The 23,732-nt window shown below is 41.1% G+C and carries 21 protein-coding genes and 2 pseudogenes; 5 read left to right on the top strand and 18 right to left on the bottom strand.

Translation table 11 applies throughout. The annotated features are described in order from the left end of the window. Positions 1-370 precede the first annotated feature (370 nt). The 18 genes and pseudogenes from J3350_RS07590 to J3350_RS07505 form a co-directional block, all read right to left on the bottom strand. A complete protein-coding gene (locus tag J3350_RS07590) occupies positions 371-1,921 on the bottom strand; it encodes a BCCT family transporter (protein ID WP_207686213.1) in 1,551 nt (516 codons plus the stop codon). Further along, a complete protein-coding gene (locus J3350_RS07585) occupies positions 1,922-2,641 on the bottom strand; it encodes an NTP transferase domain-containing protein (protein ID WP_207686212.1) in 720 nt (239 codons plus the stop codon). It lies immediately after the preceding gene. Beyond that, positions 2,642-4,411, bottom strand: a complete 1,770-nt coding sequence (locus J3350_RS07580; protein ID WP_207686211.1) for an NTP transferase domain-containing protein — start codon at positions 4,409-4,411, stop codon at positions 2,642-2,644. 187 nt (positions 4,412-4,598) lie between these two features. Continuing rightward, on the bottom strand, positions 4,599-5,366 hold the full coding sequence (locus J3350_RS07575) for a CDP-alcohol phosphatidyltransferase family protein (protein WP_207686210.1): 768 nt from the start codon (positions 5,364-5,366) through the stop codon (positions 4,599-4,601). Further along, positions 5,363-6,340: pseudogene (locus tag J3350_RS07570) on the bottom strand (acyltransferase family protein); the annotation flags it as partial. The pseudogene J3350_RS07570 and the gene J3350_RS07575, both read right to left, overlap by 4 nt. Before the next feature lie 156 nt (positions 6,341-6,496). Continuing rightward, positions 6,497-7,951 carry a flippase gene (locus J3350_RS07565; protein ID WP_207686208.1) on the bottom strand — a complete coding sequence of 485 codons (1,455 nt, stop codon included), beginning with the start codon at positions 7,949-7,951 and terminating at the stop codon, positions 6,497-6,499. Next, positions 7,929-9,218 (bottom strand): O-antigen ligase, encoded by a 1,290-nt coding sequence (locus J3350_RS07560; RefSeq protein WP_207686207.1) that lies wholly within the window; start codon positions 9,216-9,218, stop codon positions 7,929-7,931. The genes J3350_RS07565 and J3350_RS07560 overlap by 23 nt, the downstream gene beginning before the upstream one ends. Then, positions 9,205-10,095 (bottom strand): glycosyltransferase family 2 protein, encoded by an 891-nt coding sequence (locus J3350_RS07555; RefSeq protein ID WP_207686206.1) that lies wholly within the window; start codon positions 10,093-10,095, stop codon positions 9,205-9,207. Before J3350_RS07555 ends, J3350_RS07560 begins: the two co-directional genes overlap by 14 nt. After that, on the bottom strand, positions 10,095-11,291 hold the full coding sequence (locus J3350_RS07550) for a glycosyltransferase (protein ID WP_207686205.1): 1,197 nt from the start codon (positions 11,289-11,291) through the stop codon (positions 10,095-10,097). The genes J3350_RS07555 and J3350_RS07550 overlap by 1 nt, the downstream gene beginning before the upstream one ends. A gap of 4 nt (positions 11,292-11,295) precedes the next feature. After that, positions 11,296-11,955: an SIS domain-containing protein gene (locus J3350_RS07545; protein ID WP_207686204.1), complete on the bottom strand. Its 660-nt coding sequence runs from the start codon at positions 11,953-11,955 to the stop codon at positions 11,296-11,298. 27 nt (positions 11,956-11,982) lie between these two features. Further along, positions 11,983-13,314: a D-glycero-beta-D-manno-heptose 1,7-bisphosphate 7-phosphatase gene (gmhB, locus tag J3350_RS07540; protein ID WP_207686203.1), complete on the bottom strand. Its 1,332-nt coding sequence runs from the start codon at positions 13,312-13,314 to the stop codon at positions 11,983-11,985. Between the two features lie 4 nt (positions 13,315-13,318). Further along, complete coding sequence (locus J3350_RS07535; protein WP_207686202.1) at positions 13,319-14,320, bottom strand: kinase; 1,002 nt, start codon at positions 14,318-14,320, stop codon at positions 13,319-13,321. Further along, complete coding sequence (locus J3350_RS07530) at positions 14,321-15,229, bottom strand: hypothetical protein (RefSeq protein ID WP_207686201.1); 909 nt, start codon at positions 15,227-15,229, stop codon at positions 14,321-14,323. It lies immediately after the preceding gene. Positions 15,230-15,272: 43 nt separating this feature from the next. Next, positions 15,273-16,259, bottom strand: coding sequence for a glycosyltransferase (locus J3350_RS07525; RefSeq protein WP_207686200.1), 987 nt, complete (start codon positions 16,257-16,259; stop codon positions 15,273-15,275). Positions 16,260-16,461: 202 nt separating this feature from the next. Continuing rightward, a pseudogene (locus J3350_RS07520) lies at positions 16,462-17,010 on the bottom strand (NAD(P)-dependent oxidoreductase); the annotation flags it as partial. Positions 17,011-17,036: 26 nt separating this feature from the next. Beyond that, entirely contained in the window at positions 17,037-18,158 is a 1,122-nt protein-coding gene (locus tag J3350_RS07515; protein ID WP_207686199.1) for a glycosyltransferase family 4 protein, read from the bottom strand. A 184-nt stretch (positions 18,159-18,342) separates the two neighbouring features. Further along, a complete protein-coding gene (locus tag J3350_RS07510) occupies positions 18,343-19,017 on the bottom strand; it encodes a sugar transferase (protein ID WP_207686198.1) in 675 nt (224 codons plus the stop codon). A gap of 1,046 nt (positions 19,018-20,063) precedes the next feature. Beyond that, complete coding sequence (locus tag J3350_RS07505) at positions 20,064-20,312, bottom strand: hypothetical protein (protein ID WP_207686197.1); 249 nt, start codon at positions 20,310-20,312, stop codon at positions 20,064-20,066. A 137-nt stretch (positions 20,313-20,449) separates the two neighbouring features. Between J3350_RS07505 and J3350_RS07500 the strand changes: the two genes are divergently transcribed. The 5 genes from J3350_RS07500 to J3350_RS14135 all read left to right on the top strand — a co-directional run bounded on the left by J3350_RS07500 (position 20,450) and on the right by J3350_RS14135 (position 23,698). Continuing rightward, positions 20,450-20,725 (top strand): hypothetical protein, encoded by a 276-nt coding sequence (locus J3350_RS07500; RefSeq protein ID WP_207686196.1) that lies wholly within the window; start codon positions 20,450-20,452, stop codon positions 20,723-20,725. A gap of 130 nt (positions 20,726-20,855) precedes the next feature. After that, positions 20,856-21,518, top strand: coding sequence for a SprT-like domain-containing protein (locus J3350_RS07495; RefSeq protein WP_118658304.1), 663 nt, complete (start codon positions 20,856-20,858; stop codon positions 21,516-21,518). A gap of 218 nt (positions 21,519-21,736) precedes the next feature. Further along, complete coding sequence (locus J3350_RS07490; protein ID WP_207686195.1) at positions 21,737-21,937, top strand: helix-turn-helix domain-containing protein; 201 nt, start codon at positions 21,737-21,739, stop codon at positions 21,935-21,937. Between the two features lie 392 nt (positions 21,938-22,329). After that, complete coding sequence (locus tag J3350_RS07485; RefSeq protein ID WP_207686194.1) at positions 22,330-22,512, top strand: hypothetical protein; 183 nt, start codon at positions 22,330-22,332, stop codon at positions 22,510-22,512. A gap of 919 nt (positions 22,513-23,431) precedes the next feature. Then, complete coding sequence (locus J3350_RS14135) at positions 23,432-23,698, top strand: sporulation initiation factor Spo0A C-terminal domain-containing protein (protein WP_370569283.1); 267 nt, start codon at positions 23,432-23,434, stop codon at positions 23,696-23,698. Positions 23,699-23,732: the final 34 nt, after the last annotated feature.

Genomic DNA, 23,732 nt, shown 5'->3' with positions numbered 1-23,732 from the left:
TTTTATTTGATAATAAGTGTATAAATTAGATTGGTTCGATGATAACTGGAATTGGGATGTACGGCCCACACGGATGCTATATGAGCTTCTGCTCTCTCCTACTTACCGATGGCCTTGGAAAGTGAAAATTGTATGCTCGTATAGGTGGGGCGCGGAATTTTCAAAGTGCCCATGGTGCGGAACCACTATGGAGCGTGAGTACCAGCTCTTTTGCGACCGTTGCGGACAAAGGTTAAATTGGAGTGGATTTGATGAATGTGAAGTGAAGTACATATGGTGGGACGGAGTTGATGAGGAGGAAGATGATTAGCTTTTGGTTCTAATCACACTTACCTTTTAAATTATACTACTGTCTCTTCCGATTTGCTAGTCATTCCGAAATCTCATCCATCTCTTTAGCTTCCAAACTTTCCATGTACTTTTTAGCATCTTTCATAAAGCTGATTGCAATCATCACGATTACAGCACCAATCGGAAATGCAGCAACAATACTAACCGACTGAAGATTGTTCATGGAGCTTTCTGCAAACAGCAAAGCAATCGGAAGCAAAATAAGCAGAATACACCACATCAACTGAATGCCCTTGTTCGGCTGCTCACCATCCTCCAGTGTGTGATAGCTGTAGCAGGATGCTGTCAATGCAATCGAATCAAAAGAGGTCGCATAGAAGGCAATCATCGTCAGCAACACAACTACCATGATAACAGGTGCACCCGGCATTGTTTTGATGATAGACACAATCATGCCATACAGATCTCCGCTTGCCAGATACTGTGCAATAAAGTCAGCCTTTCCAGTGACTTGCATTCCCATAGAATAGTTGCCAAGTACGATGAAACTTGTCAGTGTTGAACCGACGCCAAATACATAGCCACCAAGGATTGTCTGACGCACTGTTCTACCACGAGAGATGCTACCGATAAAGAACGGAGCGGCCACACACCAAACCATCCAATAAGCCCAATAGTAAATCGTCCAGTTCTGCGGGAAGTTAGATGTACGAAGCGGATCAGTAAATGTGGACAGATCAACGAAATTCTGTACCATCTTGCCAAGAGAAGAAAAACCAGTTTCGATAATATACCGTGTCTCTCCACCAAACAGCAGTACAAAGGCAATCAGACCAAAGAACATATAGATACAAATATTGGCCAGCTTACTAATTCCCTTAAATCCATGCAACAAAGAATATGTATATACAGCGCAGGTAATCAGAAGAATGATAATGTTAATCACAGTACGACTAACGGCAACATGGAACAGCTCACTAATTATGGTTGCCATCAGCGGTGTTGCCACACTAAAAGTGGTGGCAGTACCAGCAAGAAGCGCAAACACAGCTAACAGGTCAATAATTCGACCTGCCCAGCCATCGGTATGCTTTCCAAGAATCGGACGGCAAGCCTCTGAATACTTCTGACGGTTTCTTTTTCTTACATGAAGCATAAAACCAAAGGCAACGGCCAGTACCAGATAGAATCCCCAAGGAATAAAGCTCCAATGGAACAGCGGATATACACCAGCCCAATCCTGAATGCTACCCATTTCTGCCAGATGTGGATCAGTCGCATACAGCACCCATTCCGAGAACGAATAGAACAAAATATCTGCTGCGAGACCACAGGTGAACATCATCGAACCCCATGCAAAGAAGGAATACTTCGGCTTCTCATTCTGCTCGCCAAGGACGATGTTACCGTACTTAGAACCGGCAATATACAGAGAAAGAATGAAAATTCCTAATCCAATTACTAAGTAATATGTACCAAAGGTATCACCAAAGAAAAAACGGATCTGGCTCAGTACAGCATTCGATTGTTCCGGTACCAAAAAGAATAGAACACATAATGCAATCACGATTGCCAAAGGCACCAGTGTTATCATCCAGTCTATTTTTCCATGTTCTTTTTTCGTATTCATTTACTTTCCCTCCGCATATTTTTTGTAGCTGGCATCTAGAGCAATTAACTCGCTCAGATTATCCACTTCTATAATATCGTCCTTATTCATAGGACGGATACCCAATTGATACTCCTCCGGGTAACAGAACATCGCCACATCATCCCAGTAGATTTGTCGATTCTTCTTTTGTTCAAACTCAATTTCAAGATGGTGTTTCAGTTTTTTCCCATCCTCTGCAGTCCAGCGGGAAATACTGTACAGCTGCCATCCGCCTTTTCCGCCTGTCCGACTACATATCGTAACAATGCCATTTTCAACAGTCTGAAGCCACTCATCCGTTTCATCATCTGTCCAAACACTGTTATAACCAGAGCGTTCAAATTCTGGTGCTAAAATTTCCGGATTATAAATGATCTGATCTCCATCAAGAATGATAGCATTCTCAATATACTCTCGTGCCACATAAAGTGAAGAGATGTTGTTGCAAGTATCATAGTATGGATTTTCAATCAGCTTAACATCAGGATACTCCTTTTCAAGTGTCACAAACTGCTCTTTCAGATAGCCGACAACAACATAAATTTCATTAATTCCGTTTTTATGCAGACCATCAATGACTGTGTCAATCATCCGCACCCCATTCACTTTAACCAGCGGTTTCGGTGTTGTCAGCGTCACCGGGTGCATTCGATTTCCTAAGCCTGCCGCCATAATAATAGCTCTTTCTACTTTTGGCATTTACTTTTTCTCCCCTTGCTTTTTCAGTTCCTCTTGAACAATTCGATAGTAGTCCTTTGCATAGCGATACTGTCGAAGCGAATATTCGCCAAACTCTACACCAAGATTGCGTTTATATTCACACCAGTTGCTCCACAACAGACCACAGGCTGCAATATAGCAGTAAATTTTGATTCTGGTCGCATCATCACAACCTTCTTTAAAGTAAGCAGCAATCAGGCGATCCACCTGACGCTTATTGTAAAGTGAGTAAATACAGAACATTGCCACATCCACATGAGGATCTTGCATTCCTGCATACTCCCAGTCAATCAGTCGGATTTCCTCCCTGCCATCTTTCTCCGCAAACAGAAAATTATCCGGCACTGCATCAATATGTGTCAGGACTTTTTCTCCAGCATGTGCATTAATATAAGGCTTTAACGACAGAACATTTGCTTTTGTTTTTTCATAGTCCTTATAAACAGAAGGAGTCCCATCCCACAGCGTTTCATAGAACTCCATCTGTCCAAAAATATCAAACTCGTGGTTTACTTTCAATTTCAAGTCATGGAATGCGTGCAGCTGCTTCATACACTTCTTAACATCTTCGTAGTTCAATGGATCGCATACTCTTGCGCCTTCCAGAAATTCCGTGATCTTGTAGCCATTTTCCGGATTGATATACGCAATATCATCACAAATGTGTTTTCCGTCAATGGCCTGATAAACTGCCGCCTCCTGACGACGGTTAATAAGCTGGTCAGTTCCCTCTCCCGGAATACGCATGATATATTTTTTTCCTTTGCAGGTAAACAGGAAAGAACGATTCGTCATGCCTTTTTTAAGAACCGTAATATCTGTAACTGCTTCTGGCCTTGCATCCAGAGCCTCACAAATCACCTGAATTGCATCTGTTTTTAACTGGTTAGAATCGCTGTCGATTTCCCGGAGTTGCTCATAAGTATTGATTTCCACAACATCTGCAGAATGAACTACACGGGCAGTAACGATCATCCGATCCCTGTTATAAAGTGCTTCTTCCCAGAACGCTCCATCATACCGTTGATTTTTGCAAAGTTCATCAATGCGTTCCGCAATTATGTCGGCATCCTCTTTTACTAGGTAGCAGATACCGATCATTGCATTGCCACCAGAACTTTCCGGTACAGTTACCAGTTCCATTTTTCGGTTAACGCGAACATTACTCTCGTTATCAACGAGATCGCTGACCATATACCAAGAATATAGTTCATGCCGATGGAACGGATTTCTGTCACACCAAATATCGCAAGGAATAATGTAAGCATTCTCCAAATGTTCTTTTACAAGTCTGACCGAATGCAGATTGTTCTTTGATGCATAATCGGCATTAACCACGAGTTCTACACCATACTCATCAATCAAATACTCGTATTTTTCTTTCATGAAGCCTACAACTACATAGATTTCTTCAATCCCCACTTCATGAAGCTGCTTGATGATACGTTCAATCAGAGGCTCACCATTAACTTCCAAAAGACCCTTTGGCATTTCTGTGTTGATTGGAACCATACGCATACCAAACCCCGCTGCCAAGATAATAGCTCGCTGTGGGGTTTTCTGTTTGAATTCTGTAATTGCCTTCACTGTTGGACGTATGGATTCATCTAAGTAATCAGCTTTGATAAGTTCCTTTAGTGAACGGTTTACCACCCCCAAGGAATGACCTGATACTTCCGCCAAAATTCTTTGATTAATAAAAGGCTCTAGCAGAAGCGTATTCAAGATATCACTTTCTTGCTTGTTCATTATTTTTTATTTCCTTTCTTTCACGATTTTTCTTTTTTTATTTTTCATGAACACCCATATTATAAAAAAGCACAAGTTTTCTTACCTCTGCAGCCTACTTGTGCCCTTTCACATCCTGTATAGACCAAATAATATGGTTTATGCTATCTTACATTAAACAAACATTTTGGTTTATGTGATGTTCTTGTTATTTCTTTAAGCAGCCTGTTTTTTTAATCAAATAGATTGTTGATGCAACAAAAATTGCTGGATAGTACAATGCATAAAACAGCACATATAAATCCAAGCAGTCGAATATTACACACAGCAGAATCGCAACAAGGTTCCAGCCACCCATACTCAGTTCAGAATCCACTCTTGTAAACAACTTCATGAATGTACTTTTGGGTGCATTCGCTTCTTCTAAAACTTCTTGTACTGTTAATTTGCCATCTGCAATCTCTTTCATTTGAATTTCAGATGTATTGTTTTTCATCTTTTGAAAAAACAATCTTACCATAGTATCACAAGAGGATGTATATGCGCCAATGAGAATAATCCAAGCCGCACCAGCAGGTACCAAAAGTCCTCCTTCTCGGTAAATCGCCCAGCCAAGTACCGGAAAAATAAAGCCAACCATTGCATAGCTGCTGGTTGCATCGATAAAATCACCATACGGTTTTCCACCAACAGATCTTGCCATATTTCCGTCTGCCGAATCAGTAATCGACCAAATATTCATTAAAATAGCACCAATTAGGTACCATACTTTATTTCCAGTCAGGAAACATCCACATACCGCAAAGGCAATAATCAAGGAAATAAAGGACACTTGATTAGGTGTAAGACCTATTTCACAAAAAAAGCTAGAAAACAAAAAAGATATTGGTCTGTGAAACACTCGCGCAACAAGTGGATCTTTTTTTCTTTTCCATTCTGGCATCGTATCATGGAAAAATTTCGGTGAATACTTCATTTATTTTTTCCTCCTAAAATATGTTTAATATTTGTCACAATTTGAAATTGGGACTTTTTTCCAACCATCCATGGAGCAATGCGCACAACAACCTCATAGGCCACACTGCAAATAAGCATTGTAACCGTAACGACAATCATTGCAAGCAGGATGCTTCCTCTCACAGCATCTGTTCCCATGTGCAACGGTATTGATACAATCTTCACCACAATCCTATATACGGGACCGTGGATGCAGAGAACGATCAAAGAGATTCGACCAAGATATTGCAAAATTTTATTTTCGTTGATGAGCTGAGAAATCAAAATCAGCGCAAACACACCAATAAGGGCCGTCACAAACCACATAATTCCCGTGGTTAAGTTGTGGAGAGATAAGAAGAAATTTACGGTAAGCAAAACTACCGCAGCCACTCCAGTTCCTACATTTCTATCCGCAATCTTTGTTTCTCTTCCTGTCAAGAACACACCCACAGCATAAAATCCTATGTACTTGAACACGCGGTTAATGCCCCACGGGAGTTCAGGCATCGGAAGAACAATATAGATCAGACTCATCAATGCAGAAACAACATAAGCAATTTTTCTGCCACCCAAATTCATAACCAGTATATTAAACAGAACAACTGTCACAAAGAAGCACGGCAGGAACCACAAATGAACATTGAAGTCCAAATTATTATAGCAACCAGACAATAGACCGAACAGGGAGTCCGTGAAACTCATATTTGAATCCCGGAATCTTCTCTCTATCACCTGCCAGTATAATAGTACCAGTAATCCGAACGAGAAATACGGAACAACTATGGTCTGGATTCTTCGCTTTATATCCGTTAAAATTGTTTTTTCTTTATACACCCAGCCTGCCGCCAAAAAGAACAGCGGCATATGGAAAGAATACAGCCAATTAAAAACAATTCGATTGGAATAGATATGTCCTACCGCAACCAAAATAATACCTATTCCCTTTAATACATCAAGCCATGATAATCGCTCTGCTCTGCTCTGCTCTGCTCTGCTCTGCTCTGCTCTGCTCTGCTCTGCTCTGCTCTGCTCTGCTCTGCTCTGCTCTCAAAATTATACCCCGCTCTCACCTTTATTCAACCTCATTTCAACACTTATAACTATCCCTTAATCTTCTTTTTTATGCAATTTCTTCTTAACCTGCGAAATAACATTTCTTAGCACTTTATCCTTAAAAGCAAGTAGCACAAGTGTGTATACTCCCGAACATACAACTATTACAGCTGCAATTCTAATTATCAAGTCGCACTCTGACAATAAATTCATCAGATGGCAAGAAACAAGAAGCATTAGCACGCTACCCAAAATGGCATTTCTGAATTCGGAACCATCTACCATTCGAATGATAACATCGCGGCTATAGTAAAGCGACATGCCAAAAACCGTCATTTCAGCTAGAAGCGTTGTAAATGCCGCACCGTTTTGGGAGAAAATAGGGATAAAAATAAAATTCAAAGTTGCATTTTCGATTGCACTGACTATCGTTGCTTTTACTACATATTTTTCACGCCCCATGCAAATAAGAACTCCATTTGCTAATATATTGGCCAAAACGCCAAAGAAAATAGCAACAGCTAGAATTGATAATGTTGGTGCAGCTTCTAAATAACTACTACCCGAAATCAAAGTTATGATCTCTTTACGCAGTATAATAATCCCAACTGCCGCAGGAATCGTAAATACCGTTGCCATTGATATCATAGTCTTCGTGAGTCTTTCGAATCCACGAACATCATTGTTTCTTAAATACGCAAGTCTTGGAATTGTTGTAGCAATTACAGCGTTAAAAACCTGCTTGACTATCGTATAAATTTTAACTGCCACGCTATACAATCCAACTGAATAGTCATCTTTTAAAATACCCAAGATTGTAGTATCTGAATTTATGTAAATAGTTGTAGCTATGCTATTTACAAAGAACAAAAGGATTGAGCTCTTATATTCATTCCAATGAGTATCTGAAACCAATTTAAGCTTCACATATTTTTTAGAATGCAGGAAATTGAAAATATTGCCCAAGCTTGTCGACATAGAGGTCAAAGCCACATACAGATAGACATCATTTTCACTTTTAACAAATGTAAACATAAGAACCACGGATAATAATTGAATCACAATACTTCGTAAGGTTATGTATCCAAAGTCCTCTTCTATTGTGTAAAGCCAATCTACTGCTAAAGGAGATATTGCCACTGTAAGCCCCTGAAGCAAAATGATAGTTCTATACGTAGCCACTTTAGTTGGCAAAATCGTAACAATCACTAGAAGTCCACATGATATAATTGTCGTAATTATATTTATTGTAAATACACGGTTTGCGAATAAATTTAACTGCTCATTATTTTCTCGAATTTGCGATCCATTTCGAATTGCAAAAGTGCTTATCCCAAAGCCGGCCAACAGCACAAAGTAACTTACAACTGATTGTCCAAAATTAACTCTTCCAATATTCTCAACAGATAAAACTCTTGTAATGTAAGGATATGTTATTAATGGAAATATAATAGTAGTCAGTGTTCGCAAAGAACTTAAGGCCGCATTAATTGTTAGTGATTTTTTCATTTTCTCTACACTCTGTTATGTGATAAGTTGAAGCCTTGCTCGATACAACGCAATATATATACAAAATATATATTGGAAGCCAGCCATAAAAATCATAGAAGTAGAACGGAACTGCACATGCCACAATCGCCATAATAGAGGCACTATTTAGTTTAGTTGTGCTTTTGTTTTTACAAAAGCATTCAATAATCTTTTTTACAATTAGAATTACAACTGTTATTAATCCAACAAATCCAAATTCATACATAATTGTTAAGTATGAATTATCTATGGCATCATAAGCATTCACAAATGCGCCAGATTTATATATCCATGATTTAGATGAATTCATTCCGTATCCAAATATTTTTTGAAGCACACTAGCATCATGAATCATATAATTAAGCGTGTACATCGACATTGATTGTCTTGCAAGCTCTGATGTTGATCCACTCGCCGCCAATATGCGCTCATAAATGCTATTAATAATAGTGTCAAACATACCCATTTTATATAAGAAATAGATACATACCATAGTAAAAGGAATATAAAGTAATTTTCTTTTTTGAATTCTATGTTTCACAAAAAGTTTCACAAAAAATTCAATCATTTTTACTAGCACTAAAATTGCAATTGAAAATACAAGTCCTCCCCAAATACTTCGAGACTTTGTATAGTAAATTCCAAGAGCAATAATAATTAAGCAACTTACTCTCTTCCACCTATCATAAAAAAAAGCCACCAACCAGAACCCTATTAAAAGAATTTGTCCACATACAATTGGATGCATAAATATCGATGCTATTCTATATAATGCTGTTCCATAATATCCACGAATATAATCCGCAACAAAATATTGTTCAAATACATTGTAACTAACTAATGCCTCAATGATTCCGTATAATGCAGAAATAACAATGATACCCAAAATCATTTTCATTCCTTTTTCATACACTTCAGGTCTTTGGTTATAAATAAATAATGCATCTATTAAAATAAGCACATAGCAAAACGCTTTCGCTTCTTCTATCCAAGAAACTCTTCTAAGTACGAATGATAAAGTTGTCACTCCAAAAGCTATAACCACAAAAATTGAAAGCCACTTATTTTTGATATATGCTTTTACCATTAGCCATGAAACTACATTTTTCACGGTCAATATAATGACAGCCGCATAATACAAATACATTGAATACGTATCTTGTGCGTATACAGATATCATAAATAACATCAACATTTTCCATGCTGACACATCCTTTTTTCGTATTTTTATATTATAGTTCATCATTTCTTCCCATTTTCTTTATCAGTCCATGCACGAGTGCCTTTGGAGCAACAGTGTAATTAATATAATATTTCCCACACTTGGCTTTTAATACACGATATAATGTCTCAGCTATTATATATATATATGTTTTGATTCCCAACTTATTGACGATTGCGCAGTATATCTTATTTCTTACGACATAATACACAATAAACTTCGACATTTCACCGCCGCTGGAGGAGCTTACTTTATGCCAAAGCTTTGCGCTTGGCACGTATAGAATTCTTATATTTGCTTTATTTAAACGAATCGAATAATCTGTATCTTCACAATACATAAAATACTCTTCACGTAACAATCCGACTTTTTCAAGAACTGCTTTATGTATCATCATGCAACAACCAGTTGCAAATGTAACTTCTCTTTCAATTGAATACTTCTTTGAATCTTCTTGCCTGCCACCAATATGGATTCCATCAGAGCTCTTGTATTTTAGCATTCCACCGGCGTACCACAGTATATCTTTTCGTCCGTTCACATCGAAATAATACATCTTTGGAACTACAATCGTGTTTGCATCGGCTCTTGAAACCAGCGTTTCAATCATATTAGGATCTATCACCGTATCATTATTCAACGGCATCACATACTCGCATCCATCAGATAAAGCCACTTCTATTCCTCTGTTGTTGCCGGCTGCAAAACCAAGGTTTTCTTCCATCTGTAAAAAACGAATGCCATCTAGCTTAGACAGTTTTTTTCCTGAATGGTCAGGTGAATTATTATCAACCACAATAATCTCATAGTTCTGATATGTTGATTGTCTAATACTCTCAATACAGTCAATCGTCAAATTATAATTGCAGTAGTTCAGTAAAATTATTCCAACCTTTTCCATCAAACCAACTCCTTGCAGAGTGCTATAAACTGTTCGGTGCTTCTTTGCTCATTGTAATTTGTGGCAATCATTCTTTTTGCATTTTTCGATAACTGTTCAGATAATCCTTTATCTGAATTAACTTTCTTAATTGCCTCAGCAAATTCTACAGCTGTTTCTGCGTGTAAATACTGATTTCCAGTTTGTGCCGCAATGCCTTCTATTCCGATTTCATTTGAAATGACAGGAATACCACTTGATAATCCCTCTAAGACCTTGATTTTGATTCCTGCTCCAATAACCAACGGCACAACCATGCACATTGAATCTTCGAAGTATTGGTTCGGACTATCGACAAATCCTGTAACAATCACTCTATCCGATGCTTCCTTCATTAGGTCTTCTGGCGGATTTGCACCAACAATGGCAAATCTACACTTCAAGTTATCTAGTAAGGGCATAACATTTCGAATGAACCAAAGTGCGCTATCAAAGTTTTCTTTTCTCGACATTGCTCCCCAGAAAAGAATATCGTTATTTTTTCTGTTCCAGATAAGATTGCTCTTATCTGCAAATACTGGTGAAAACACAAAGACATTATTACCGTCTATGTCGATGCTCTCCAATCTTTCTTTGTCTTTATTACTGTACACTGCAATTAAGTTCATCGCATTCAACCATGCTTTTTCCTTTTTTACGCATGTTTTAAATCTTATGTAATGAAAAAGCCTTGCAATGGCATTAGTACTAAGTTCCCAGCGCCGTTTTCTTTTCACAAAGGCTACATCTTCCTCGATTGCTACATATTTTGCATTTGGATACAATTTTCGCAGTAAGTTATTCAGTGCCAACATTTCAGTCCAGTTGAAAATAATCAAATCCGGACTATATCCTTCTTTTTTTAACTCTATTATCTTTTCTTTTAGCTTATGCCAGCGGCTATTTGAAAGATAACCACCAAATTTATGCCACGGATTCCATCTGCTTTCATAGTCCAAAACTGAAAGTTTACCAGCTTCATCAGGAATCAACTCAATAGAAAAATTACATCCCATCGGTCGAACATATTCATACTCTTCCTTTTTACATAAAGAAACCATTTTGATTTCAACTCCTTTATGTTCTAAGAAAGATAAAACATGTTTATAAAGTGCTTGTCCCCCTGCATGTTTTACTTCTTTATAGGGTGGACACAGCGAAAGCCATAATATCTTCATCTGGTTATTTCTCCAAAAAAAATCCATCTTCAAGCATCAAGCACAGGCAGTGGTAAACCGGCATATGCAATTCTTGAATCATATAAGTTTCAGTCTGCGGAACTTTAATGCACACATCGCTCATCTGCTCCAGTTTGCTGTTCTTTGCACCAGTCAGACCGATTACCTTCATACCTTTTGCATGTGCGGTGATCGCAGCATATAGCACATTCTTGCTATTACCGCTTGTAGAAATGCCTAAAAATACATCTCCCGCTTTGCCGTAGCCATTTACTTGCTGAGCAAAGCACAGAAGCGGTTCGCAATCATTCATGTACGCAGTAGACAATGCCGGATGTCCATCCAGCGCAATAGCAGGCAGCGCACCTTGCAGGTTTTCTGCCAGAACAGTTCCAAGCTCCTTATTTTCCTTAACAAGTTTATCTGCGAAATCTGCGTCTGGTTTTCGAGGGAGTTTGAATCCTTTCATTAATTCGCCAACAATGTGTTCCGCATCCGCAGCAGAACCACCATTTCCAGCAACCAGCAATTTACCGCCATTCTTATAAGATTCTTCCAGTAAAAAATATGCTTCTACAATTTCTTTCTTAATTGACTCTAGTGCCGGATATCTCTCACAGAGAATCTCAATATGCTTCGCGATGTTTTCTTTTAGCTCGTTCACTTTTTCTTCCTCCACAAACTCCAATCTTCACATCATACGGCTAATAAATTCGCCCAACGACTTCACTGTCTCGGTCTGTCCATAATTTTCATCATTATCGCTCAAAAGCGCAGTCTTGCATCCAGCATTGATACCCGCTTTAACATCGTTTTCTCCATCGCCAATCATCCATGACTGTGACAAGTCAACATTAAAATCTTCTGCCGCTTTGAGTAACATTCCTGGTTTCGGCTTACGACAATTACAGTCTATCTTCAGTTCCGGACGTTCTCCCTCATACCCCTTATGAGGATGATGTGGGCAGTAATAAATCGCATCAAGATATGCACCTTCTTTTCCAAGAAGTGTTTCCATCTTGTTATGAATTTCTTCCAATTCTTCAAAGGATACTTCGCCGCGAGCAATAACCGGCTGATTTGTCACGACAACAGCAAGACAGCCTGATTCATTGATCTTACGGATTGCTGCTGCCACACCATCAATCAGCTTAAACTCATCTATATTTCTAAGGAATCCAACATACTTATTGATTGTTCCGTCCCTATCAAGGAAGATTGCTTTCTGCTTATGTTTTAGATTTTTTGCCGAAATTTTTCCTTCTTTGCAGTCTTTACATACGGAATAGTACCGATCTGGAGTACCCATGTCTTTAACATACTCAGGGCTGTCATAGCAGAACATCTTTCCTGTTCCTGCAAGCGGTTTTAACAACTGACGATCCAAATCGACTTTTACAGGCTTACCATCCTCGCCAATCTTCCCAACCGAATCGGCATCAATACCGACCAGCTCTAATACTTCAGGATTAATAACATGTAATCCTGCATTCACACGATTTCTGTAGTACTGTGGCCGTACATCTTCCTTGGCCAACCACCTTTCGACTGCGCCATTTTTATCCGCAACAATCAGTCCGCTATCATAGGGATGGCTGTTCGGATGTGTAAAGAGCGTAACCAATCCGCTATGTTTCCGATGAAAAGCAACAAAGCGATTGAAATCCACATCAAACATCGCATCCGCATTTAGAAGAAGAAAATCTGATGTCAACTTATCCTTAATTCTGAATAAAGCACCTGCATTGCCAAGTGGTTCTTTTTCAAAATAGTACTCAATATGTACGCCAAACGGCTTACCTGTTACCGGAGAGTTTCCAGAACCATCACCAAAGTAATCCATGATAATATTTCCCAAGTGGCTTACTGTCATGATGATGTCATTAAATCCTTGGTTTTTCAGACATTCAATTTCTCGCTCCAGTACTGGGATTCCTTCAATTTTTATCATCGGCTTAGGAATATCACTCGCTACAGAAGAAATACGAGTTCCCTTCCCACCTGCCATAATCACAACTTTCATGTTTTTAATCCTTCGGTGTATAGTCTTCCGGTGTATAATGGATTACACGCGTTCCACCATCTTCAAATTTGAACGGAATATAGAGTAGGTCGCGCATCGCCCAACGAACAGCATCCTGTCGTTCCGGCTGTACATAGAATACAAGAAATCCACCACCGCCAGCACCAAGGAGTTTTCCACCCAAGGCACCTGCGGCAATACCCTTTGCGTATAGTTCATCAATACTATTTGTGGACACCGCAGATCCTGTCTGACGCTTCAGCTTCCATGTGTGATCCAGCATTCTACCAAAATCATCCAAATCTTTTTCTCTGTCTGTCAAGACTTTTTCAGCATCATCCACAAGCGACAGCATTTCTTTTAGCTGTGCCGTTTTATCGACTTTACCTGCTGCATTTGCTTTCTGTACATCGGAAGAAAAGCGAGTAAAGCCGGTAAAGAACATCATCAAATTCTGGTTAAGTTGTTTCTTTCTCTCTGGAGAAATAATCACAGGAAGAACTTTATAACCGTCCGCATTGAAGTTGATGCGGTTAAAGCCTCCAAACGATGCTGCAATCTGATCCTGCCAGCCGCCCGCCTCCTGGCACAGATTCCGCTCCAGGTAAATAGCTTCATCTGCCAATTTTTTCTTGTCGGCATACTTGCCTTTCAGCGCATAAAAGGCATTCAGCATTCCAACCGCAAAGGAACTTGAAGTACCCAGACCCGAACGCGCCGGGAGATCTGCTTCATATGTAAGACGAATTTCATGCATATCCAGCATCTTCATCGCATTACGAATTGCAGGATGCTGAATATCCTCAATGCAGGTCACGCGTTCGGTCTTGGAATAAGACAGTTCTGTTGAATAGTCAAAGAAACGCGGCAGATGGCGCACATTCACATAACAGTACTTATCAAATGTGGTAGACAAAACGGCACCACCGTGTTCTTTAAAAAAGCTCTCCATATCTGTTCCGCCGCCAAAAAAAGACATGCGGAACGGGGTCTGTGTAATAATCATTTACTTTCTCCTCATAAAATTATCGAGCCATCCATTCGCATCATATTGATAAAGAGCTTTTTTCTCTATCGGCTGAAATGGAGTGTGCAAGAAAGCATCCAATCTATCGTTATTATCTTCACCAATAATGAAAATATCATTATAATTATAAAAATTGAAATTGCGAATCGCTCTATTATTTGTTATTAACTTCGTTTCAAAAAACATTGCTTCCAGTGCTCGTGCTGTTAAACCATTCTGACCATCCTGCACTATTTCAACAACCGCTTTTGATTTTCGAATATGCGACATCACATCGCTATATTCCATATATGTTTTTTCAATGTATTTACGTGTATCATTGCCATTCATACTAATAACATGAAAATCTATAGCAATGCCCATGCCTTTCAAATCATCTGAAATGGCCACAATTTTTTCATATCTTCCCTTATCAGTACCGACAAAAAAAGCTGATTCTCCCTTAGAAACGTCTTCTTGATTCTGATAAAAAAAGAACTGATTATTCAAATTCATTTCATATCTCTCGGCATCACTTGGGTTGAATGTCCAATGCTCGCACATTTTCTTAGTTTCTGCCCAAATAGATATATCTTTATCCCTTTTTATTGGATTCCAGTGCCAGAAAATAAGTCGCTTTCTATATTTTTTTCGTATATATTTCAGCAAATTCGCGGAATGCAATGAGTCAAAAACAATGATACAATCGTATGTATCAAGGTTGTTTTTCCAACCCCCATACCATAACGACTCGAACGGCAATGCGTAGTGCGTAAAAGCCTTCCTCAACATAGAGGATGAAGTATAGTAAAACTCAGCATCAATGCCGCATTCATTTAGCTTATCCAAATAATACTGCTCGAAAGAATTATAATTATCTTTTAGAATTAATACCTTGCTATTTTTCATGTTCTCATTCCATTGACTCACGGCCATTCACCTTAACCAACCATTAAGACATAGAGTCTTTTTGTCCAAACTTTCTTCCTATTATATAAGAGATATTCATACCTAATAATGACACAAATGCTGCATAGCGATTCTTTTTTCTCATTATTTTAGAAGTATCAAACATCACATCTTTTTGTACGGTTTTCAATTTATTCCATATAATTCTTTGCGTTTTTTTATCATTCTTAGGGACCTGCAGAAAAACCGAATATGTCATTGCATATACTCTTGACTCTGCTGCTTTTTGCAAACCAGCATCCTTTAATTGTTTGTCATTGACTAATTGATCAAAAATATCAAGACAAATCATTTTTTTCGGAGAAAAAGACTGTCGAATAATACTGTCTCTTCTCTTTCTATACGCATAAATATCCGCTTCTACAATTGCACATTCTTTTGCATTAAAGAAAGGCTTATAAGTTGTTGCTACATCTTCGTAAAGATATCCAACAGGAAAACGAATATTGTCAAAGACTTCTTTCTTGTAAAGTTTGAATGGGGCACCCGTTGCAATTTCCTGATATAACATTCTCTCCAAAACATCATGGGAATTTAAATAACGAACGGCGAATTCATCTTTATCTTTTGCCAAAGCTGGAATTTCTTCTCCATCCCAGAAACTTGGTCCTCCCTTTAAAGCAACAAGATCACAGTTTCCAGAGTTCATCACTCCCATTAAAATTTCATAAAAACATGGTGAGAGATAATCATCACTATCCACAAAAGAAATATAGTCACCTCTACATATATCAAGCGCAACATTACGCGCATCGGATAAGCCACCATTTTTTTTATGAATAACTTTTACTCTTTGATCTATTTTTGCATAGTCGTCACAAATCATTCCACTGTTATCTGTTGATCCATCGTCAACTAATAAGATTTCCAATTTTTTATATGTCTGTGATAGAATACTATCCACACACTGCTTTAGATATAGATTCACATTATATACTGGCACAATGACTGAAACCAAATATTCTTTCATAGTAAAACATTACATCCTTTTCTATATTATTTATAGCCGTAGCCTTCTTCAGTTTAACTGTTTTTTCTTCTCGGTTACTTTATCACAAATTAATCGCTTAGACTTTTCTAAAGCTGCCTCTTAATTTTCGCCACTCACAGCTTCTAATTACTAGCGTTGCAACCATTACTGATGTTTTTATTATTTACCCCTTTTATGCACTAGTCTTGATAAAATTCTTACCGTTCAAACCAAACACCCAAGCACTGCGGATAATGAAATACTTTTCCAGCGTCTGGCTGACCGCCAGTTCACCTTCCAGTTTCGTCTGTCCGTACACATTCAAAGGCTTATAGTCCTTGTAAACCGGTTTCCAAGGTTCCGTCCCCTGACTATCAAACACATAATCTGTGCTGATGTATGTCATTTTGCAGTTGAGTTTCTTGCAAATATCTGCAATATTCTGTGTACCACCTACATTGATGGCACGGACTTTCGCCACTTTATCGTCATCTTCTACCATATCCACCGCAGTCCATGCTGCACAGTGGATCACTGCATCTGGATTCACTTCTGTTATAACCTTCCCGACTGCCTCTTTATTTGTAATATCCAGTGCAACATACGGTGCCTTCGTTACTGCAGAACCATCTGCCACGCCGCTATAATTTTCCTGAACATCAGAGTTTACACCCTCATGGCTACGCTTCAGCAGCTCGTTCATTACATCATGTCCCTGCTGACCGCCAACGCCTGTTACAAAAAATTTCATACCGATTTCTTCCCCTGCTTCATTTCTTACATATTTTCAAACAGTTTCCCGTGCTCCTCTGACACTCTCCGAGCATTGAATCTGTTATGTACGTCTTCCATCCCCTGTGCTAATAATTTATCTTTCAATTCTTTTTCCTGATAAATCCGTAGCACAGCATTACTTGCTCCAATATCATCATCCACTTCAACAAGCAGACCATTTTCTCCATTCCGGATTATATTGGGAATGGCATCCACTCTACTTGCTACAATTGGTTTGCCTGCCATCATGTATTCAGGCAGTGCCAATCCAAAGCCTTCCCAACGGCTCAATAGGCAGGCCACATCAAATAGTTCAACATAGCTCATCGGGTTATCAACCCAGCCTGTAATATGCAGGCTGTTCGAAAAACCATTGTCCTCCGCATACTTTCTGATTTCGTCTTCCTGATTTCCATTGCCGACGATAATGAAGTGTGCATTGGGAACTTCATCTTTCACTTGCTTTGCCATCTTAACAAAGACATCTGGTGCTTTCTGTGGGCTCATTCGTCCTACCATGCCAACAACAAATGCGTCTTCTGGAATGTTCAGATCTTTCCTCTTAATAGCACCATGCTCCCCACTTTCATAGGCCTCGATATCCACACCGTTAAAAATGACTTGCAGCTTATCCTCTTTGCATATTTTCTTATCCAGTGCTGACTGTTTTTCTGCATCTGAAATGCAGATGATTTTATCGCAGAACGGTGCTGCAATTTTTTCTATCATTGTGTATATTGCTTTTTTCTTTGCCGAGCAGCGCATGTTGAACGCCCAGCCATGTGGGTTGTATACACAGTGGTTCTTTAAACCAATATCTGCAATACGAGCAATAGCCCCCGCCTTACTGGAGTGAGCATAAACGATATCGGGGTTATATTTCTTTATCAGAGTTCTTACCTCTTTAATTGCCTTTAAATCATTGCCTCCAATAGCTCTGATCATTTCGACCTGTTCAAAAGAGTCTACCAAACCTCTGTAGTCTTCCTCATGGAAATCTTGTGAGCAAACCAATATATTCTCGAACTTTTCTTTGTCCAAATACTTGAGAAGCATTCGGATGTAGCGATCTACTCCGCCAGCGGCTTGCGCCACATGCAGTATTCTGATTTTTTTATTCCTCATCCCTCAAGTACTCCTCATCTTTTCCGCAATCGCTGTATTTATAAAGTGTGATTATAAGCCCCACCTGCCTAAGTATTTTTCTTTGCTGTCGTACCATTTCGGTGCATCAATCATATTTCTACTTTGCTCCGGTATATCAGCCAACATTTCTTTACCAGTATCTTTCCTACCTTTGCAGGCCACCTTACTCCCCATGCCCCAGCAGGCACACTTTGAATGTCTTAAAAATAATCTTCCAATCCACCCAGAAGCTACGCTCCTTGACGTATTTCACATCCAGATCCATCCACTCTTCAAAAGACAAATCATTCCGGTGCGGGGCAATCTGCCAATAACAACTCAGTCCGGGAGTCACATATAGACGCTGCTTTTCGTAGTCGCCGTACTGCTCCACCTCGCGGGGAAGTGCAGGGCGGGGGCCAACAATGCTCATATCGCCTTTCAGGATGTTCCACAGCTGCGGTAGTTCATCAATGCTGGTCTTGCGGATAAATTTACCCACACGAGTAATGCGCGGATCATCCTTGATTTTGAAAACCGGGCCATCCATCTCGTTCTGGTCCAGCAGGTCGTCCAGTTTTGCCTCTGCATTGGGGCACATGGAGCGGAACTTATAGAACTTGAAGGGCTTTCCGTCGCGGCCAATACGCTCCTGCGAGAAGATTGGACCCGCGGATGGGTCATCCACCACAATAGCAATTGCTGTAATCAACATAACAGGTGACAGCACTACCAGCGCCACCGACGACAGAACAATATCCTGCGCACGGCGGACAAACCAGTACAGCCGATGGGCGTGCAGATTCTCTTTTCGGTCAATTTCAACTTTCTTCTCAATTCCAGTCGTATTCGTAGCCATTTTTTCCTCACATAAATCCTTGTCTATACGTTTCTTATCGTTATTCGTTTTAAAGTAATCCCTTTAGCTCACACCGTTCCCGCAAGCACCTTCCTTTTAGATAGCCGTTCCTCTTTTCCCAAGACGTACAGACCGTTTACCTCCTGATTTCCAGGTAGACAAAAGCCCTCGGACGACGGTTTCGCCCAAGGTCATTTCAAATGCAATGTGACCGCAACAAGAACCAGAACATCACACTGCAGCTCAAGCTCCACGTGCACAGTACTATCGGAGTGCAAATTTTTACATTTTTGTAAAACCCTAACAAGCCCACTTCATTTTCACCTTTGCGCATCATGCCAGCAAGGTAAACAGCAGTGGGCTTTTTATTGTGGTCTATCATTTGGTTTTCCGCATGATTTATCACATTATTGTTCGCAAACAGACACAAGCCCACATGATTCACCTCCTTACCCGCAATCAAGGCGTATCTCCCATCCAAAAACGGAGGATACCAGTTCTTCTACGTGGCCGTCTGAATTCTCTTATTATTCTATCATGGTTACATTTGGGAATCAATAGAAATCCGAGGAATTGTATCCATCTGTGTTTTAGAAAAAATTTCGACTCAACCTAATCTTTTCCACACATTGCCCAGTTTCGCCTGAAAGCTCCAGATGAAATCATCAGCAGAAAAATGTGTGGTCATATAGTTGTCCATAGCGCGCTGGATGGCACTGTCGGGTGAAATAGCAGTTTCAATGTAATGACAACCGCTAAATAGAGCATCACTTCGCACTAAAAAACTGGCTCATACCGTTGCATTGGTCACGGGTTCAGACTAGACGTATCGCATTACACTATATAATTTTTACTCTCTCCCCCGATTTTCCTATTTTATATAGGTATAATTAACCATCAATGCAGCGCACCACCTGGTTTGTGCTCTTTTGCATAGGTCAGGTTATTTTTTGTGCTAAAAAGGCCCCTGCCGATCACATTTCTGTGAAAAACAGAGGCCTTCTGCTGCTAGATTCAATTCAGTCTGGGGAGATGGAACAACTATCTCATTCTACCGGGTCAGTGTCCCCTTCCAGATTTTTAACCACCCCCGGTGTGTCTAACATGGCGTTTTCCTGCTGCATTCTGGCGCATAGCGCTTCGTAAATATAGGCGTTTACGCTTTGCCCCGCCTGTTTCGCTGCCTGCTGGATAGTCTCTTTTTCTCCTTTGGGCACTGATAGCTCCAAACGGTCATAATTATTTTTCACATATTTATGAACTGCACGCTGTTGTGCTGCACTCGTCTTTGCCATTGATTTTTCCTCCAGTACATTATAGTGTTTATTATAGCATCCGCTGCCTATTCCCGTGAATAGTTTATACTCATGCCATCGGGAACACCGGTTCTCACATCCGTCCATTCACCAACGATTTGAAGCGAGGCACACACATGAGCATCAACGTTTTACTGGCCCTTGTCGAACAGTACAAGGAGGCCGCCCAACTGATCGAGGCTGCACAGGCTGAACAGGAACAGCTGAAGATCCAGATCCGCGAGGCACTGGCTGAGCGCTCCACCAACTATCTGGAAGTAGGCTGCCACAAAGTCCGCCTGTCCGATTTCTCCAGCACCCGACTGGACAGCAAAGCCATCAAGGCCGTAGCTCCTGACCTGTATGACCAGTACAGCAAAACGGTCACCGGCACCCGCCTGAGCATCACCTGAAAAGAAAAGCCCCATACAGCGCCCACCTACCAAAGTTTGCGCTGTACAGAGCCCAACACACCCGCCGGGGCGGGCTACACCAATATTATACCTGTCCCGGCCTTTTTTATCAAGAAAGGTTCAAGAAATCATGAAACAGACTGTCAAAACCTCCCGCGCTGCTGGTCAGCTGGAAAAGATGTTCCGCGAGCTCAACAAACACTACTTTGCAGGCAAGCTGCCCGAACCCATCATCAGCCTGAAAAAGACCCCGTCCGCCTATGGTCACATCACCTGTTCCAAGGTCTGGCAGGCAGGCGGCGAGAACAAATACGAGATCAATATTTCGTCGGCTACCCTTGACCGTCCCATCGAGGAGACCGCTTCCACCCTGCTGCATGAGATGGTGCACGAATACTGCATGGAGACCGGCATCAAGGACACCAGCAACAACGGGGTATACCACAACCGACGCTTTAAGGAGCAGGCAGAGACACACGGGCTGACCGTCGACCACCACGAAAAGTATGGCTGGACCATCACAAGTCCGTCCGAAGAGCTGCTGGACTTCATCATCTTCCAAGGCTGGCAGGATATCCAGATGGGCGAGCGGCTGGCATGGTCGGATATGGCAGGCACCGGAGCAGGCAGCAAGGCACCCGGCAGCAGTCAGACCGGAGCACCGAAACCTCCCAAAGCAAAGAGCAGTACCCGGCGGTGGGTATGTCCCAAGTGCGGTACCATCATCCGGAGTACCAAGGAAGTGCGGGTCATCTGTGCGGACTGCATGGAGCTGTTCGTAAAGGCTGATTAAATCATAGCAGGACAGAGAGCGAGGGCACGAGTGAGAGTAGTGCCGGTTTTATAGCAATTCAACTTTTTAATGCGACAGCAACATCGTTGAATTGCATGTCGCAGAAATGCTGTTTTGATGTTGCGCAATTTTTTGACTTGCGATAAAAGTGTACTCGTAAAGACAGAGATTCGCCGGGCTGTGAGAGGACGCCTATTATTATAGAAAGGAGCACCGCCATGACTATCATATCAGAACGCTTGCAGCACCTACGCCTGACGCACGGCTATACCCAGACCGATCTTGCACGAACCATGGGTGTGACCCGCCGGGCAGTCTACGCATTGGAGCACGACAAATGCCCTGAGATCCCCCATCTGATTCAGCTCGCCCAATTCTATCAGGTGTCCACTGATTATCTGTTGGGCCTGACTGAGTGAGAGGAGCTCCGCCACCGGAGGCCTTACCGGAGACTTTTGCCTGCGACAGTGCGGTCATCCATCAATTCGTGCGCCCAGCAGCAAAAAAGCTCCACATTTTAAAAGTGCACTTGTAAATCCACTTTATTGGACACATTGTTTTGTAGACTTCAGGTACAGCAAACCTAAAATGCAAAAGTAAACACACTTCAAAACGCAGGAGAAGCTATTATGAGCCGCAAATGTGACCACGATTAGTTTGACCATTATATGATGTACAGCATGATGAGCAATAAAAGCGACGGAGGCAATATTGGTTGTGGCCCCATACTTACACTCATCGGTTTGGGGTTGATGGTATTCATCATCCTGAACTTCATCGCCGAAATTGCAGCCTGATGGAAGGAAAAGGTATGGCTAAGAATAATAAGTTCATCGTCAAAATTATCGATCACGATAATAACTCTATTCTACAAGAACTCAGTTATCAGACGAGAGAACGAGCTGAAGAGTTCAAACGAATTTCTGACCGTGCTTATGGTAAACTTTTAGGTGAAAACCAGACCAGAATCACGACTGAGATTTTTGAGCTCTAACACAGCACGTCCTGGGGCATAACATAAAACCGCCGTAATTTAATAACCAACTCCAACACAAATGCCCTGCCGCTCAGACACGAGTAGCAGGGCTCCTTCTATTTTATACAGTATTCAGTCAGAAAGTGAACTTAAAGAGCCGCGTTTAATATCAGCCAGCACACATCCCGGCGGATTTTCGGTTTGATTATGGTTTCACCACTTTTGAGTATATCTATTTGCGTCGTGAAATACGACGGAATTATAGTGCGCATCCCCTAAAACAAGGCATCCTTCCCCAGAATACAAGGAAAAAGGGAAAGTCGGAAATGCCACCACCCGAAACAAGGTAGATGTATAAGGTCGTGATTTGCGACCTTTGGAGAACATGGAGGACAGCTCATTTTTGAGCGTAGCCACTTGTGTGCACAGAGAACATTTTTGTCCACCATCTACATCTGCTCAAAACTGCGCACATCTTTCTTGATGGGGTCAGTCTGACTGATCTCATCTGAACTTAGGTCGTGACCGGTGCATACTGTTTTGCACAAGGTCGTGTATGGCGATTCTATCAGCACAACAAAGAACGTCTTGACCTGTTGAGCTCCGTAATCAAATTGATTACGGAGGTCGGAAATCATACGGAGAATCGTGAAACTATCGTGTACAATCTGCGCGGTGTCATGGAAATCTGCCGCTACAGCACCCAGCCCAAAGCGAACGCCCTTATAGACTGTATATACCATAGTCAAGCACTCTGCTGCCGTGCTCCTATCCCCTGCTATACCCCTGCCAATTCACAACGCCGTGCTGTTGCGACGCATTTCAGCACTTAACGACGCATTTGGACGCTTTTCGCCAGTTTTGGCATATTCTGCGTTACATTTATTTCGAACAGGATGGAACTGATTCAAATATATGTAATAGGAATGGTATCAAAATGGTTACTTCCGATTTGTCCGCCCGTATCAATGACGTACTGCGCTACGTCGGGATCACCCGCAACATGAACGCCTACATGATTCTATCACAAGCCCTGACGCTAATTGCCGAGGATGAAGACCGCCTGCGAGCCGTAGAGAAAGAGATTTACACGCCCATTGCCGACAAAAATCTGCGCGGGCCCAGAGCAGTCCAGAGCACGATCCGCCGGGCATCCAAGGTCGCGGATTTCTTCTCCGATCGCGTTCAGGAACTGGCTGGCTAGGGCGCTCTTTCAGGTAGCCATCCCGGAGTGTGCA

Origin of the sequence: Faecalibacterium sp. Marseille-Q3530, assembly GCF_017377625.1 — a bacterium.
GTDB lineage: Bacteria > Bacillota > Clostridia > Oscillospirales > Ruminococcaceae > Faecalibacterium > Faecalibacterium prausnitzii_E.
The sequence above is the reverse complement of the archived record's forward strand: the minus strand, read 5'-3'. Positions and strand labels throughout refer to the sequence as shown.